Source organism: Paraburkholderia phymatum, assembly GCF_040965635.1.
GTDB classification, from domain to species: Bacteria; Pseudomonadota; Gammaproteobacteria; order Burkholderiales; family Burkholderiaceae; genus Paraburkholderia; species Paraburkholderia phymatum_B.
In genome coordinates this window covers 1-16,788 of sequence record NZ_JBFRCH010000042.1, presented here as the reverse complement: position 1 = coordinate 16,788, position 16,788 = coordinate 1, and the positions used below count along the sequence as shown (strand labels likewise).

The 16,788-nt window shown below is 59.2% G+C and carries 11 protein-coding genes and 3 pseudogenes; 12 read left to right on the top strand and 2 right to left on the bottom strand.

Going from position 1 to position 16,788, the window contains the following annotated elements:
* Positions 1-671 precede the first annotated feature (671 nt).
* Both AB4Y32_RS35615 and AB4Y32_RS35610 read left to right on the top strand, forming a co-directional pair.
* Positions 672-1,487 (top strand): annotated as a pseudogene (locus AB4Y32_RS35615) (transketolase-like TK C-terminal-containing protein); the annotation flags it as partial.
* Between the two features lie 89 nt (positions 1,488-1,576).
* A pseudogene (locus tag AB4Y32_RS35610) lies at positions 1,577-1,749 on the top strand (thiamine pyrophosphate-binding protein); the annotation flags it as partial.
* Positions 1,750-1,915: 166 nt separating this feature from the next.
* Here the strand turns inward: AB4Y32_RS35610 and AB4Y32_RS35605 are convergent.
* Both AB4Y32_RS35605 and AB4Y32_RS35600 read right to left on the bottom strand, forming a co-directional pair.
* Complete coding sequence (locus AB4Y32_RS35605) at positions 1,916-3,208, bottom strand: MFS transporter (protein ID WP_368725780.1); 1,293 nt, start codon at positions 3,206-3,208, stop codon at positions 1,916-1,918.
* Between the two features lie 121 nt (positions 3,209-3,329).
* The gene (locus tag AB4Y32_RS35600) at positions 3,330-4,253 is read right to left on the bottom strand and encodes a GntR family transcriptional regulator (protein ID WP_368725810.1); all 924 of its coding nucleotides are present in this window, start codon (positions 4,251-4,253) and stop codon (positions 3,330-3,332) included.
* Positions 4,254-4,478: 225 nt separating this feature from the next.
* Between AB4Y32_RS35600 and acnA the strand changes: the two genes are divergently transcribed.
* The 10 genes and pseudogenes from acnA to AB4Y32_RS35545 form a co-directional block, all read left to right on the top strand.
* On the top strand, positions 4,479-7,079 hold the full coding sequence (gene acnA / locus AB4Y32_RS35595) for an aconitate hydratase AcnA (protein ID WP_368725779.1): 2,601 nt from the start codon (positions 4,479-4,481) through the stop codon (positions 7,077-7,079).
* A 2-nt stretch (positions 7,080-7,081) separates the two neighbouring features.
* Entirely contained in the window at positions 7,082-8,158 is a 1,077-nt protein-coding gene (locus tag AB4Y32_RS35590) for a lactonase family protein (protein WP_368725778.1), read from the top strand.
* A 3-nt stretch (positions 8,159-8,161) separates the two neighbouring features.
* Positions 8,162-9,341: pseudogene (gene prpF, locus AB4Y32_RS35585) on the top strand (2-methylaconitate cis-trans isomerase PrpF).
* A 67-nt stretch (positions 9,342-9,408) separates the two neighbouring features.
* On the top strand, positions 9,409-10,413 hold the full coding sequence (locus tag AB4Y32_RS35580) for an ABC transporter substrate-binding protein (RefSeq protein ID WP_439899882.1): 1,005 nt from the start codon (positions 9,409-9,411) through the stop codon (positions 10,411-10,413).
* A 74-nt stretch (positions 10,414-10,487) separates the two neighbouring features.
* Positions 10,488-11,249: an ABC transporter substrate-binding protein gene (locus AB4Y32_RS35575; protein WP_368725808.1), complete on the top strand. Its 762-nt coding sequence runs from the start codon at positions 10,488-10,490 to the stop codon at positions 11,247-11,249.
* A 216-nt stretch (positions 11,250-11,465) separates the two neighbouring features.
* A complete protein-coding gene (locus AB4Y32_RS35565) occupies positions 11,466-11,768 on the top strand; it encodes a hypothetical protein (protein ID WP_368725813.1) in 303 nt (100 codons plus the stop codon).
* Between the two features lie 216 nt (positions 11,769-11,984).
* On the top strand, positions 11,985-12,728 hold the full coding sequence (locus AB4Y32_RS35560; RefSeq protein ID WP_368725777.1) for a gluconate 2-dehydrogenase subunit 3 family protein: 744 nt from the start codon (positions 11,985-11,987) through the stop codon (positions 12,726-12,728).
* 5 nt (positions 12,729-12,733) lie between these two features.
* Positions 12,734-14,512: a GMC family oxidoreductase gene (locus AB4Y32_RS35555; RefSeq protein ID WP_368725776.1), complete on the top strand. Its 1,779-nt coding sequence runs from the start codon at positions 12,734-12,736 to the stop codon at positions 14,510-14,512.
* A 17-nt stretch (positions 14,513-14,529) separates the two neighbouring features.
* Complete coding sequence (locus tag AB4Y32_RS35550) at positions 14,530-15,855, top strand: cytochrome c (protein ID WP_368725775.1); 1,326 nt, start codon at positions 14,530-14,532, stop codon at positions 15,853-15,855.
* Positions 15,856-15,875: 20 nt separating this feature from the next.
* Positions 15,876-16,788 (top strand): Tar ligand binding domain-containing protein (locus AB4Y32_RS35545; RefSeq protein ID WP_368725774.1); only part of this gene is annotated, 913 nt, incomplete at its 3' end.

Below are 16,788 nucleotides of genomic sequence, written 5' to 3'. Positions count from 1 at the left end.
CCACGGCTCATCGCTGCAAGGAGGTCCGACGGGAAGGGTGAAAAAAGGCGGGGAGGGGCATCAGTCGTCTATTCGGCCTTATGCGAAGCTTCCCATAAGGCCGACAACTTGCCCGCGAGCGGATCGTACCGAGCGACTGCTCGATCGCTGAAACACGGACAACGTACCTCCGACGGCTCGACCACCGACAACGGGTCGAGAATAGCGCATTGTTCCATGGTCGACAGAGTGATGCTGCCAACTCCAAATTGTCTGCTTTGAGGCATATAACGTTGTCTCCATTGCTGAACAAAAGGAGGCGCGAAAAACTAGTAGACTCCGCACCTGGTTCGGCTTTGCGGTTAGGAGTCGGAGCTCGTTGACTCTTCGTTTTCGCACTTATTCCGGCTGTGTCCCTCGAATTAAAAGAGCCGCGCGATCTTTTCTGATAGTTCATGGATCACATGCGGCGATTTCTATGCGGCAGTAGTTGAGCGAACATTCGGGAGCGTTATCCGCCCGGAGAGGTTCTCGTTCGACGCCGCAATGGGCGAGCTTCTTCCCGGTTCGCTTCATCCCTACGGCGTCGCCACAATCAGCTGCTCCTACGTCATGGCCTATAACACGAAGAAGTTCTCAAAAGACCACCATCCGCGTTCATGGGCGGAGGTGTGGGACGTACAGAGTTTTCGGGGTTCCTGATCGGCGCGACGGCGGGCAAGACGACGCTCGGTGGCGAGGGTTTGCAGCATCAGGACGGCACGAGCCATCTGGCGGCTTCCACGGTACCGAACTGTCGCGCCTATGATCCGGCATTCGCGTACGAGGTGGCCATGATCGTCGATGAAGGCATGCGTGAGATGATCGAACGTCAGTGCGATGTGTTCTATTACCTGACGGCGACGAACGAAAACTACGCGCAGCCTTCGCTTCCGGATGCACCGATTGAAACCGTTCGTGAAGGTATTCTCAACGGTCTGTATCCGCTTGATGCGACGTCACTTGATGGCCCACAGGTCCAGTTGCTCGGTTCGGGGGCGATTCTGGGCGAAGTGCAGACCGCGGCGCGCCTCCTGAAGGAAGACGGGAAAATCGAAGCGTCTGTTTGGAGCGTCACCAGCTTTACCGAGCTCCACCGGGACAGTGTCGCAGCCGAACGCACCGATCGTTTGTTCGACGAGGATCGCGGTCCCGCTCCGTATGTGACGGCTGCGTTGTCGCGCTGTCACGAGCCCGTGGTCGCAGCGACAGACTATGTGCGTGCCGTGCCCGAACTCATTCGTGCGTATGTGCCATGGCGCTACGTGACACTTGGTACCGATGGCTTTCCACGCAGTGACACCCGTGCGGCATTGCGAGCCTTCTTCGAAGTTGACCGGCGTTCGATCGCGATTGCTGCGCTGAAAGCACTCGCGGACGACGGGGCAGTTCCGGTCGAGGTCGTCAGGCAGGCCGCTGGTCGTTATGGCAAACATGACGGTCAACACGCCGCGCCGTGGCAACGGTGACGGACAGGCACTAACGGGAGCTAATCATGAAGATTGCGGATGCTGAGATCCAACAGGTTGCGAAAGTCGGCGCTTCGAGTGCTTCGGGCATGGACGGCTATGCATCGGGAGCACAGATTGTCTTGTCCGTCTTGCGTGGAGAGGCACGATTTGGGGATATCCGGGCGGCGCCGTCCTGCCGCTTTACGACGCGCTCCAGGAAACCGTCGATATCACCCATTTGCTGGTTCGACATGAACAGGCCGCCATCCACGCAGCGGATGACGGATCCTCGTCTCGTAGTTGGAGAGACGATACCCTTTCGTGCAGTTGTCTCCCAGCATTTTTAACGGCTCCGGCCAACAACCGAAATCATTGCAACATCCTCTTCGAGAATAGTGTTCGAACAGGCCGCGCGGCGCATCGACCGCGCGCTGCGAGTGGGCTCTTTACGCTGAAACCGTGGTCCTGGCTGCGTCCAGACGACGAACCATTGGCGAACGGGTCATGGTGAGAATCACAGTGGCTCCGGCGATCAGAAGTAGGCCGGCAACGCCAAACGCCCAGTCGTAGCTGCCAGTGATGGAGATCACATAGCCGGTCGCAATCGGTGCAATCGTGCCGAAGACGTTGCCGCCGACCACCACGAAGGCCATCGCTTTCGCGACATCGCGGGAGCTGGGCAGCAGATCGTTCAGAAGAGCAAAGTTCAGTGATGTCGTCGATGCAATGCCGGCAAGCGTGATCGAAAAGATCAGAAGCAGAATAGCGAGGTTGGTTGTGAAGGGGACCGCGAGAATTGTAGCGCCGGTGAGCATTGCGAGCGCAACCGCGTTGCGTCGCCGTCCCGCGCCTACGCCGCTGCCTTTCACGTACCGGTCGCTCAGTCGTCCCGCCAGGATACAGAGCACCACTGACGCGGCGTATGGCACGGCCGCAAACGCTCCCGTGTGCGAGATGCTGAGGTGCCGTGTTGTTTGAAGGTAACTCGGAAGCCACGTCAGAAAAAGGTATTGGGTATATACATTGCAACCTTGTGTGATCGCGAGGCCCCACAGCGTAGGGGTGCGCAGGAGTCCCAGCAGACCAGAGGCGCTTTTGACGTTTTCATCCGCCTTCGCGGGCTTCGAATCGCGTTCCAGCAGGATCTTCTCCCGCTCCTGCTCGCTAAGCCAGCGAGCCTTCTCGGGCGTGTTGAAGAAGACGAGCCAGGCGGCGAGCCAGACGAAGCCGATGGCACCCGCGACAAGGAACGAAACGCGCCAGCCGAAGAGCGCGACAAGCGACCCCAGCATGATCGAACAGACGGCCGGCCCGGCATAGGAGCCGCTATTGAACATGGAGGTGACCACGCCACGTTCGTGCGCCGGAATCCACTGGCGGATGACCTTCCCGCCTACCGGATTGCTCACCGATTCACCGGCGCCCATTACCAGGCGTGCGGCCAGCAGGCTGACGAAACTGGTGGCTGCGCCAGTGAGCGCAGTTGCCGCCGACCATACAAAGATGCCGATACCGGCCATGCGTTTGGTACCAAAGCGGTCGACCAGGAATCCCATCGGCAGCAAGAACAGGGTGTAGGTCCAGATGAACGAGGAAAACAGATAGCCCATGCCGACCGATGTCAGATGGAACTCTGTTGCGATCGGTTTGGCTGCGATCGAGAGGGCGATACGGTCCATGTAATTGATCATGGACAGGCAGAAGAGAAAAAGGGCTATCCAGCCACGGCGATATGACATGCTTGTCTCCCACGGGCGCCACCGCGCCCAAACCGACACTTCTTGTGTAGCGTTTTGTGATAATAAAACGCAGTCTAGCGTTTAAAAAAGCGGCCCAAAGCCGCAATACAGGAGAATCGGATTATGTCGATGGCGCGAATACCTCCTGTGCATGGACCTTGGCGCGCCGCGCGCCTTCAATGTGATTACGCAGAAGCGCTGCGGCCTTCAAGAGATCATGCTGGGCAATCGCGTCGAGAATGGCCAGATGCTCGAGCGCTTGGCCTTGGCGCGGTTTGCGCGCGCGCGCCTGTCGGTATTCCACGAGGCGACGGAGCCGGTCCATGCGCCGTACAGACTGTGCAATGAACCGGTTACCCGACCATTTCGCAATGGTCTCGTGAAATTCGCAGTTCGCTTCGAATAGTTCAACCGAGTTCATGGTCAGGTAGCCGCCTTCAGCGATGAAGCGTTGCCGACGCCGCAATTCCTCCAGTTCGACGCGGTCCACGCTGAAAGTCGGTGACATCACACCCGTCGGCTCGATTGCCGCGCGGAACAGATAGCTTTCCTCGTATGCCTCCACGGAGTCGATCATCGGCATGAACTGCCAGCCGTGCCCGACCTGCCGCTCGATCCAGCCCTCCTCCTGCATCCGCGAGAGCACTCGGCGCAACTCGCTGCGCGAGACTTCGTACTGCCGCATCAGGTCGGCTTCCGTGACGTCGTCCGGCAAACGGTGCGCAAGGCGGTCCTCGGCGATCCTCAGGTACAGCGGGTCGTCGGGTTCGTTGAAGAACTGTGCGGCGATGTCAGTCACGTCGCGCGCGGGCTTCGCCATGAAAAAGCCGCGATTGGCGTCGTAGTAGACCACGCCCAGCGACACGAGATGATGAAGCGCCACATTGACGGGTGTTCGCGACGTGCCGATTTTTTCGGCGAGGAGCGATTCGGCGAGCCGGTCGCCAAGAGCGAGATCTTCGCGTCGTGCAAGCGCGAGGATTTCACGCGCGACGCGGGTCTGCAGCGGTGTGAGCGCGGAAGCGGTTTCGGTGGAGGCGTGCATGTCTGTTGCGGGCGGCAAATGGCCGTTCATGACTGCCGGGGGTGGCGATGCAACTGAAAAGCCCGATTGTGATTGTGCCATTGCCTGCTTCCTCCGGTGACTCGCGGGAATCTGCCCGCCAGGGTAACTACCGACTGCGACTGCATTTGCGTATTGCGTTTTGTGATCATAGAATGCAACACATCGAAGCGCAAGTAGCCCCGCATCGCCCTGGAGAAAACCCCGATGTCCCGCAATCTTCCCAATCAATCGCTGGCATTTGTCAGCATCGCCGACGCCATGCAGTCCATCGATCCGACTGCATTTGCCCGCATGCCGTATAGCGTCCGTGTGTTCGCCGAAAACATCGCGCGCAGACAGCCGGTGGCGCAGGCCGCCCGTTATCTGGAGGCGCTCGCGGCGCGTCATCACGATGTCGATTTCCCTTACTACCCGGCGCGCGTGGTGCTGCAAGACCTGCTGGGCACGCCCGCACTCGTCGACCTCGCGGGTATGCGCGACGCGATTGCGGAAGCGGGCGGTGATCCAGCGACGATCAACCCCGTCGTTCCCACGCATCTGGTCGTCGATCACTCGCTGAACGTCGAAGTCGCGGGATATGACCGCGAGGCGATGGCGAAGAACATGGCGATCGAACAGACGAAGAACGCGGAGCGCTTCGAATTCCTCGCCTGGTGCAAGCAGGCGTTCTCGAATCTCGATGTGCTGATGCCGGGCAACGGCATCCTGCATCAGGTCAATATCGAACACCTGTCCCCCCTCATCCAGGTCAGGGACGGTGTGGCCTATCCCGACACGCTGGTCGGAACCGACAGCCATACGACGATGATCAACGCGATCGGTGTGCTGGGTTGGGGCGTTGGCGGTATCGAAGCTGAATCGGTCATGCTCGGACGCGCGGTCTGGTTGCGGTTGCCTGCCATCGTTGGCGTCGAACTGAAGGGAGGCCGGCAGCCGGGCGTCACGGCAACAGACCTCGTGCTTGCGATCACCGAGTTCCTGCGCAAGCAGAAAGTGGTGGGCACGATCATCGAGTTCTACGGCGAAGGCGCACGCGCAATGACGCTGAGCGATCGCGCGACGATTTCGAATATGGCGCCCGAGTTCGGGGCGACGGCCGCGCTTTTTGCCATCGACGAAAAGACACTGGACTTCATGCGTCTCACGGGGCGATCGGACGCGCAGATCGCGCTGACGGAAGACTACGCAAAGGCGCAGGGGCTGTGGGCGGACGATTTCAACGACGCGGAATATGACCGCGTATTGTCGTTCGATCTTTCGGATGTCGGCCGTGCGCTGGCAGGGCCTTCGAATCCGCACGATCGCGTGCCGCTCTCAAGCCTGATTTCGAAAGGAATCGCGCGGCCGCCAGCGCTTGCCGCGACGCAGCCGCGAGCGCCTTCGGCAATGGAGCTACAAGATGGCTCGATCGTCATCGCCGCCGTTACGAGCTGCACAAACACCTCAAACCCACGCAACATGATCGCGGCAGGCCTCGTGGCCCGAAAGGCAAAGGAACGAGGTCTCGGTCGCAAACCGTGGGTCAAGACTTCGTTTGCGCCGGGGGCGAAGCCTGTCGAAAGTTACCTGCGTGAAGCGGGTCTGATGGAGTCGCTCGAAGCGCTCGGCTTCGGCATCATCGGATTTGGCTGTACCTCGTGCAACGGCATGTCCGGCCCCTTGCCAGAGGACATCGAACAGGACATCGTCAGCCGCAACGTGCACACCGTCGCAGTATTGTCAGGCAACCGGAATTTCAATGGCCGTATTCATCCGCGCGTAAAGGAAGCGTTTCTTGCTTCGCCGCCTTTGGTCGTCGCTTACGCAATCGCGGGCACGATCAATGTCGACATCGAGAACGGCATCATCGGCACAGATACGGCGGGCAATCCCGTGTATCTGAAGGATCTCTGGCCGACCGATGAGGAAATCGACAGTCTGCTCAAGGCGAGTGTCCATGGTGATCAGTACCTGCGCATCTATACGGAGATGTTCCGCAATGCCGAACGCCTGGACGGTGCTGACGCAGTGCCGGCGCGTTTTCCGTGGCGTGAAGACAGCAACTACATCCGTCGCCCCCCGTACTGGCAGCCGGCTCTTACCCGGGCGGCTCGTTTCGACCAGATGCGGGCAATCGGCGTCTTCGGCGACAACGTGACGACAGATGACCTCTCGCCTTCGGGTGCGATTCTTCCTGAGAGCGCGGCCGGCGAATACCTGATCGCACATGGTGTGACCGCTGCGGAATTCAATTCGTATGGCACGCGCCGGGGCGATCACCAGGTGGCGATTCGCGCAACGTTTGCGAACAACCGCCTGCACAACGAAATGGCCGACGGCAAGGAAGGCTCGATCACGAGGATGGAACCCGACGGAGGGACGATGCGCTTCTTCGATGCGGCCGAAAAATACATAGAACGCGGCCAGGAACTGATCGTCATCGCGGGCAAGAACTATGGTTCGGGCTCGTCACGCGACTGGGCGGCGAAGGGCGTCCGACTGATCGGCGTGCGTGCCGTCGTCTGTGAAAACTTCGAGCGCATTCATCGCTCGAATCTCGTCGGAATGGGCGTGCTGCCGCTGGAATTCCCCGAAGGCGTCGACCGTAAGACGCTGGGCATCGATGGGTCGGAAGTATTCGGCATTGAAGGGCTGAACGGACAGATCGTGCCGTTGATGTCGTTGTCTTTGCGCATCACCCGCAAGAACGGTGACGTTTTGATCGTGCCCGTCAAATGTCGCATCGACACTGAAGAGGAAGCGGAAATCTTCAGCGCGGGCGGTCTGCTTCCGCGCATTGCCCACGAGATGGGCAAGGCGGCTTGATCATGCCACGAACATTCGCTTACGTCGGATGCCGAACGACGCGGGAGCGCAATGCCGAAGGCACCGGCATCGGCGTCTATGCAGTCTTCGCATCGGGTGCATGGCAACATGTGCAAACGCTTGAGCCGCTCGTCAATCCGAGTTTCCTGGCACTCAACCGCTCGCAAGACGTGCTTTACGCCGTCCATGGCGACGGCAGCACGGTCAGTGCGTATCGGATCGATCCGTCGTCGGGGCTGTTGTCAGCGTTGAACAGCCAGTCGTGCGAAGGCCGCAATCCCGTGCACCTGGCCGTCTCGCGCGATGGCAGTTCGCTGGTGGTTGCAGGCTACGCAACGGGCACGGCGACGCGTGTCGCATTGCAGGAGGACGGATCGCTTGGCGCGCCATTCTTGCCACCGCTTGAATTTCCCGGCGAGCCCGGACCTCATGGCGTCGAGCAGGCATCGTCACATCCGCATCACGTCGCGCGCTATGTGACGCGGCGCTTCGATACCGACTGGCACATCGTTCCGGACAAGGGATTGGACACCGTGTTCACCGTTCGCTGGACGGGTGACGGTTCAGCCGTGGTTCGGGCGGCGCGTTGCCGTGAAGGCGCCGGGCCGCGTCACGCTGCATTTCATCCTGAGTTGCCGTTGATTTATGTCGCGAACGAACTCGACTCGACGATCACGACCTTGTCATTCGATACATCGACAGGGGAACTGATGCCGCTAAAGACGGTTTCCGTCATCCCGTCCGACTTTCACGCTCTGACACGCACGGCTGGCATTGCCGTCGCTCCGGATGGCCGCCGTCTTTATGTCACGAATCGTGGCCACGACAGTGTGGCAACCGTTCAGCTAGATGAGCAGACGGGACTTCCTCATGCCATTGACTGGACTTCGGCAAATGGACAGTGTCCGCGTTTTCTTTGCCTGAGTCCCAACGGGCGTGAGATGTACGTGGCGAACGAGAACTCGCACTCGATTGTCCAGTATGAAATCGATATCGACACCGGCTTACCCGTTCCGACCGGTCGTGTGATCAAAACGGGCAGCCCCGTATGCATCGTCTTTGCAACTATTGAGGAATAACAGATGGGTCAGTACAGCATTCCCGCCGTCTATATGCGTGGCGGCACGAGCAAGGGCGTGTTCTTTCGGGCCGACAGTCTGCCCGACGACAAGATGTCGCGCGACAGAATCCTGCTGAGGGTCATCGGGAGCCCCGACCCGTACGGCAAGCAGATCGATGGGATGGGCGGCGCGACATCGAGCACCAGCAAGCTCGTGCTCGTGGGCCCTTCGTCGCGACCCGACTGCGACATCGACTATCTGTTCGGCGCTGCATCGATTGAGAACGCGGTCATCGACTGGTCGGGTAACTGTGGAAATCTGACGTCCGCCGTCGGGCCGTTTGCGATCGCGCAAGGTCTCGTCGATGCGCCGCACGATGGTATTGCAACGGTGCGAATCTGGCAGGCCAACATCAACGCCAGGATCATCGCGCATGTGCCGGTGAAAGGTGGCGAGGTCGTTGAAGAGGGCGATTTCGAACTCGACGGTGTGACGTTCCCCGCCGCTGAAATTCGGATCGAATTTCTCGACCCGGGCGGTTCCGAAGAAGTCGAGCACGCAGCGGGTGGCATGTTCCCGACGGGCAATGCGGTCGACATCGCTGGATGTACCCGGTTACGGCACATTTCAGGTCACGTTGATCAACGCCGGCAATCCGGCCATCTTCATCAACGCGGAAGACCTCGGATTGCGGGGCAATGAACTGCAGTCGGATGTTAATGGCAACGTGGCGCTGCTCGACAAATGCGAAGCGATCCGCGCCCATGCCGCCGTGCGGATGGGACTGGCAGCAACGCCTGAAGAAGTGACGGCACAGCGCCCGCATACGCCCAAGCTCGCATTCGTCTCATTACCGAGTGGATATGTCGCGTCGAGCGGTAAGCGTATCGATCCACAAGACGTCCATATCAACGCGCGCATTCTGTCGATGGGCAAGCTCCATCATGCGATGACGGGAACGGGCGCCGTCGCGCTGGCTGTTGCCGGAGCGATCCCCGGTACCGTCGTCAATCGTCTCGTGAGTGGCAGGAAGCTCGACCAGCTCCGTTTTGGTCATCCTTCGGGGACGATGGCCGTTGGCGCGGAGGCGGTTGAACGTGATGGCACATGGGTTGTCACGAAGGCCATCATGAGCCGGAGTGCGCGTCGGTTGATGCAGGGAGAAGTACTTGTTCCGGCGTCGGTCGTGCACGCTGTTTGATCCTGCTCTGTGGTGCTCCAGTCACGGCGCGCCAGTTCAAATATCGATAACAATGCGGAGACTTTCAATGCAATTCAACGTTCGCGCAATCGCTGCCATGGCGGCCACTGTGTGTGCTTTTCAGACAGTCGATGCTCGTGCCGCCGAGAAGATCACGATTATTGTCGGCGGTATCAACAAGCTGATTTATCTGCCGCCGAAACTTGCGGAAAATATCGGGTATTTCAAGGACGAAGGGCTCGATGTCGAACTGCAGTCGCAGCAGGCTGGCGTCGACGCGGAAAACGAACTGCTTGCGGGCGCGGCTCAAGCCGTTGTTGGCTTCTACGACCATTCGATCGATCTTCAGGCGAAAGGAAAAGACATTGAGAGCATTGTTGTATTCGGGCTGGTGCCTGGCAGCATGGAAATGGTCCGCACAGATGCCGCCGCCAGTATCAGGAATATGGGGGATATCAAAGGTAAAACGCTCGGTGTCACTGGCCTCGGATCTTCATCGGCGTTTCTCGGCCAGTATCTTGCCTCCCGATATGGCCTCAAGACTTCCGATTACTCGATGCTGCCTGTCGGTGCTGGGAACAGCCTGATCGCGTCGTTGAAACAGCAGCGCGTCGAGGTCGCATGGACGACCGAGCCGACGACGTCCCTGTTGCGCACGGGCGGCGACGCAAAAGTGCTGGTGGATCTGAGCAGTGTCGAGGGGACCAAGGCGGCTCTGGGCGGGCTGTACCCGGCGTCCAGCCTTTATGTCCAGCGCAGTTGGGCAGACACGCACAAAACGGAAGCGCAGAAGCTTGCGAGAGCGTTTGTGAAGACCTTGCAATTCATCCATACGCATTCACCGGAAGAGATCGCCGCGAAGATGCCGGCGGACTATTACGGAGGCAACAAGGCGTTATACGTGCAGGCATTGAAAGCATCGCTGCCCATGTACTCCGCTGATGGAAAGATGCCCGATGGAGGACCTGAGACCGTTCTGAAGGTAATGAGCGGCTTTAACGCCAATATCAAGGGCAAACACATCGATCTGTCGAAAACCTATACGAATGAGTTCGTCGACCAGGCCAAGTGAAGGTTGAGAACACAATCATCGCATGACCGCGTGCTTGCCGTGTGGCGCGCACCGAACGCTTTGAAGAGAGTGAAATGCCATTTAATGCTTATGGGACGTCGGAACAGCTGCGCCAGCTAATACCGACTGGAAAGCTACGGGCTGCGATTAACTTCGGCAATCCGATACTGGCGGCCCGCAGTCCTAAGACAGGCGAACCGGTCGGGGTCTCCGTGGACCTTGCAAAAAAGTTAGCCAAACTTGTCGATGCGCCCCTGCAACTCGTCCTGTATGACGCCGCGGGCGAAGTAGTTGCGGGGTGCGAACAGGGCGAATGGGACGTCGCCTTCGTTGCACGTGATCCGGTGCGTGGCAAAGGCATCGCGCAGACCTGTCCATATGTGCTGATTGAAGGAGCCTATCTCGTCCCTGAAGATTCACCCATCCAGCGCAACGAGGACGTCGACAGGACTGGCACGCGGGTCGTCGTCGGCAAGGGAAGTGCATACGATCTTTACCTGAGTCGCAGCCTGCGGCACGCGGAGATTGTCAGATCGCCAACTTCTCCGGCAGTTGTCGAGGCAATGCTCGCGGAGCGCTACGAGGTGGCAGCAGGCGTACGGCAGCAGCTTGAATATGATGCCAGTCGCCTCTGCGGGCTGCGGATGCTTCCGGGTCGCTTCATGGTGATCGAGCAGGCGGTAGGAACGCCAAAAGGGAGACCAGCCGCCGCTGAGCTTCTGGACCGGTTTGTCGAGGAAATGATCAACTGCGGTTTTGTGAAATCGTCACTGGACACGCACGAAATCCGAGGTGCAAGCGTAGCCCCTGTTGGGCTAAGTGTCCGCGCCGACTGAATTTTGAGCGCGCCAGTGGCTCAATATTCGGTCGGCGTAAGCACCCATGGGCAGTAGTGCTTCGAAGCTCTCGCCACCTTCAACGACATTGGCGTATTCCCGGCGCGAGAATGCGGGCGCGAAGTGCTACAGCCGGTATTCGAATGGCACGCCAGCGATCATCACTCGCAGTTCGGCAATGTCGGTGAAGTCGGACTGGCCGCGCGCACCGGGCTCATGCAGCTGCGGGAAGAAGACTTCATCAAGGGCGCAATCGATGCGTCTGCCGTTGGCGTGCTGGGCGAACGCTTCAGCCGCCTTGTGCTGCTTGCCCGGACGAATGCACTGGGATTGCGCCGCTTACGACCATCGATGCTGACGAAGCGGAAACTGGACGAGAACGCACAACTGATGGCCGCACTCGTTGTCGACGTAACGCCCGCGCTGTATTGGGAAGATGCAACCGGTCCGCTGAAGATGTCCTTAGAAGCAGCCGTCTTCACAACTGCCCTTGATTTTCGGGGCGCAATAGACGCTTAGGAAGGTTTTCTATCAGCGATTTAAAGTTTTTCTAGTTTGTTTGATAGTGAGTGATCTCAGACAATGCGCAACAGTCGGATAGCCGCGCGCCGTCGGTTTTTTTGGGGATCGCCAAGGCCAAGAAGTGCAACTCGGCGTGCAGATTGGCGCTGGTTAGACTGATAAGGAGCGGCGGGGCGCTTTGCATTCAATTCCAATATTATAGGTGTATAGACCATGTCTCACCAGGAGGAGCCGCGCCGTCGCTTCTTGCGACAGGTGTTGACCATCGTTCCAGCGGCGACCGTCGCGGCCGGCGCAACTCTTCAAACTGCGTGTAGCGGACACGACGATAACGCTTCTTCCGCGTCGGTTGCCGACGCTGACAATAGCCGCGCAGCCTACCATCCCACATTTTTCACCGATGCCGAATGGACGTTCGTCCAAGCTGCAGTCGACCGGTTGATTCCCCAAGATGACCTTGGTCCCGGTGCATTGAAGGCCGGGGTGCCGGAATACATTGATCGCCAGATGGAGACTCCCTACGGGCACGGCAAACTCTGGTACATGCAAGGGCCGTTTCATCCGGATCAGCCCCCCGAACTGGGCTACCAGACGAATATGACGCCGCGCGACATTTATCGTCACGGCATCAAGGAATGCGACGACTACTGCTCCAAGCAGTATGGCGGGAAAATTTTCTCTCAGCTCGAGACCATGAAGCAGGAAGAGGTGCTCCGCGAAATCGAGCACAACAGGGTGCATTTCGATACCGTGGCCGCTCGCACTTTCTTCTCGCAGTTGCTCGGCAATACGAAAGAAGGCTTTTTTGCCGATCCGATTTACGGAGGGAACAAGGGCATGGTCGGTTGGAAGCTGATCGGCTTCCCAGGTGCGCGCGCCGATTTTGCGGATTGGATTGAGCAGCCTGGGGTGAAGTACCCGTATGGTCCGGTGTCGATCGATGGTAGGCGGGGGTAAGGGCGGTGGCAATGAAGAAAGATAAGGTTGATTGCGTCATTGTGGGATTTGGCTGGACGGGTGCGATTCTCGGGCAGGAGTTGACGGACGCAGGGCTCAACGTCGTCGCACTGGAGCGCGGCGCAATGCGCGATACTCCTACAGACGCCAACTATCCCAAGGTCATCGACGAACTCAAGTATGCGGTGCGTGGTGAACTCTTCCAGGATCTCTCGGCGGAGACTGTCACGGTCCGTCATGGTATGGACGATCTAGCGGTGCCCTACCGTCAAAACGGCTCATTCCTGCTCGGTACCGGAGTGGGCGGTTCGGGTTTCCACTGGAACGGCATGCACTACCGGATGTTGCCCGAAGAGCTTCAATTGCGCACGCGCTATGAAGAGCGCTACGGTAAGAAGTTCATTCCCGACGGCATGCAGGTGCAGGACTTCGGTGTGACGTATGACGAGATGGAGCCGTTCTTCGACTTCGCCGAAAAGGTATTCGGAACTTCGGGCAAAGCAGGCAATCTCAACGGCAAACTGAAGGCGGGCGGCAATCCGCTCGAGGGCATGCGCAGCAGCGAATTTCCGACACCGCCGCTCAAGAATGGCCTTGGTGCATCGCTGTTCGAGCGTGCTGCGCGAGAAGTCGGCTTCCATCCTTATTCCGCGCCGGCCGCTAATGCATCGCAGCCGTACACGAACCCATACGGTGTCCGCCTCGGGCCATGCAATTTCTGCGGCTTTTGCGAAGACTTCGGCTGCTACATGTACTCGAAGGCGTCGCCGCAGACCACGATCCTTCCGGTACTGCTGAAGAAGCCCAACTTCGAGCTCCGGACGAAAGCTTACGTGACAAAAGTCCTGCTGACCGCGGACAAGAAGCGTGCGACGGGCGTGACCTATATCGACGCGCAAGGTCGCGAAGTAGAGCAGCCGGCGGATATGGTGATCGTCGCCGCGTTCCAGATGCACAACGTCCGCCTGCTGCTGCTTTCCGGTATCGGTAAGCCATACGATCCGAAGACCAGGGAAGGCGTTGTCGGGCGCAACTACGCATACCAGATGAATGGTGGCATCAATGTGCTCCTGCCCAAGGGCACGCAACTGAACCCGTTCGTCGGCGCGGGTGCGGGCGGCGTCAGCATGGACGATCTGAACGGCGACCAGTTCGATCACGGACCGCTTGGTTTCATCGGTGGCGCGAGCGTCCGTCATGTCCGCACCGGAGGCCGCCCAATCAAGCAGGCACCGACTGTTCCCGGAACGCCGACTTGGGGCAGCGCGTGGAAGGCCGGTGTCAACGATGCGTACCAGCGCTATATGACGATTGCGATTGCGGGTTCGGTGATGCCCTACCGAGATGCCTATTTGGATTTGGATCCGACCTATCGCGACAAATACGGCCAACCTCTTTTGCGCATGACGTTCGACTGGCACGACAACGAATACTCGATGCTGGACTACATCGGGACGCGAATCGAAGAGGTTGCCAAGGCAATGAAGCCGGAGAAGCACTTTCGCGCGATCCGCAAAAAGGGGCAGCGCTACGATACGCGCGTGTACCAATCGACGCATACGACGGGCGGCGCGGTGATGGGCTCATCTCCGGCGACGAGTGTCGTCAACAAGTACCTGCAAAGCTGGGACGTTCCGAACGTATTTGTCATGGGCGCGTCCGCATTTCCGCAGAACATGGGCTACAACCCGACGGGGATCGTCGTGGCGTTGGCCTACCACTCGGCGAAAGCGATTCGTGAACAGTATCTGAAGAATCCCGGCGCTGCGCTGGTCCAAGCTTGAAGGGCACCGCGATGACGATGAAAAGAATTGCGACGACCGTGCTGTCGTCGGCATTGTTTGCGGGCGCTGCATGGGCCACATTTGCGTTCGCGCAAGAGCCGGCATCGGCGGCCGCCGTTGATACGTCGATCGTGAAGCCGGCCTCGACTGCCGCGGATGAGGTGCAGATCGAAAAAGGCCGCTATCTCGCTGTCGCCGGTGATTGTATCGCTTGTCATACCTCGAAGGGCGGCAAGCCGTTTGCCGGCGGTCTTACGATCGATTCGCCAATCGGCAAGATTTATTCGACCAACATCACGCCCGACAAAGAGACGGGTATCGGCGATTACACGTTCGAGGATTTCGACAATGCTGTACGTCACGGCATTGCAAAGAGCGGGGTGAGTCTCTATCCCGCGATGCCGTACGCCTCGTATGCAAAGGTGAAGCCGTCCGACATAAGGGCGCTCTACGCATACTTCATGAACGGCGTGAGGCCTGTATCACAGGCGAACAAGGCGGCGGACATTCGGTGGCCGCTGTCGATGCGGTGGCCATTGCGATTCTGGCGCATGGCGTTTGCGCCGGACGTGGCGACGAACGATTCACCGATCGCCGCCGATCCCGTCGCGCGCGGTCGCTATCTTGTCGAAGGTCTCGGACACTGCAGCGCATGTCACACGCCACGCGGTTTCGGTCTGCAGGAGCAGGCGCTCACCAATGACGGTAAGGCGTTTCTGTCGGGTGGTGTGATTGACGGCTATCTCGCCAAGAATCTTCGCGGTGACCGGAAAGATGGGCTCGCCAGCTGGACCGAAGCAGACATCGTCGCCTTTCTGAAAAGTGGCCGTACTGCGCATTCGGCCGCATTTGGCGGCATGGCCGAAGTCGTCCTGGACAGTACGCAACATATGACCGATGCTGACCTGCAAGCGATCGCAGCGTATCTGAAAACGTTGACGCCGGCCGATGGATCGACTAAGGCGCTGACAGCTGACGCCGCCGCATATCGAGCCCTGCGCACGGGCAGTGATCGTAGCAACGGCGCCCTCACGTTCCTCGACAACTGCGCAGCTTGTCATCGAACCGGTGGAAGCGGCTACGACAGGACGTTCCCGACGCTCGCGCTGTCGACGGTCGTTAATACGGAGGATCCTACGTCGCTGATACACATCGTGCTCAAAGGCGGCGAAGTACCGTGGACGAAGGCGGCTCCGACACATTACGCGATGCCTGGCTTTGACTGGCGCTTAAACGACCGCGATATCGCAGACTTGCTGACGTTCGTGCGATCGAGTTGGGGCAACCATGCTCCCGCGGTGACTGAGTCTCAGGTAGCGAAGGTGCGCACGGCCGTGAAGTAGCCGCCGGAACTTCCGGGGAAATGGAAGTAAGCATTATCCCAGCGTATGCCTGTCAAGGAGGCAAGGTGTTTCGCTCGCATCTTAGCATTAGTGGTCGTCTCGCCGTTACGATGGCATTTCTCGGGGTTCTGCTCGTCGGGGTCGGGGCAGTCGGATTGACAGGGATGGCAGCGAGCAATGCCGCGAACCGGCAAACCTATTCCGTTCAGTTGCCGAAGTCGATCGCCGTCGGCGAAATGGTGATCAACGTGGGACGTCAGCGGACATCGCTCGACCGCGCGGCTATCAACCCCGGCTCCGAAGATGCAACCAAGATGTATGGCAAAGACATCGAAGTACGTGCCGCCGCCAGCGAGGCGTGGAAGCAGTACCTTGCCTTGCCCCGCGATGCGGAAGAAGACAGACTCGCGGCAGTGGTGACAGACAAATACGAGGCGACCGAGCGCGCGCTGGACACTTTCCGACAGGCAACGGTGCGGGCCGATCGCGGCGAGATTCTGAAGCAGATGGTCATCGTCGGTACGGTCTACACGGAGATGCAAAACGCCGCAACGGGGCTTAAGCAGTATCAATACCAGCAGTCGAAGCATGATTATGACGTGACTGAACGTCGCGATGGCCTCTTTCGAGTGGGGAGCGTGCTCGCAATCGTGACGGGACTTCTTGCGGCACTTGGAAGCCGGTATTACTTGCGGCGTGCGATCCTCGGCCCCGTGAACGATGCGATTAAACATTTCGAGTACATTGCTGGCGGGGATCTGAGCCGAGACATCGACATCCGTTCCGACGACGAGATGGGGCGAATGTTGCTTCTTTCGAATCTCGAGTGGGTGGTTGCCGGGTCAAGTGCGGGCGTCAGCCCGGCGAAGCGAACGCTTGACGCGCGTGGCGCAAGCAAGCTGGCAGAGGGCTGGTTGCGGCAGAATGCTGCAA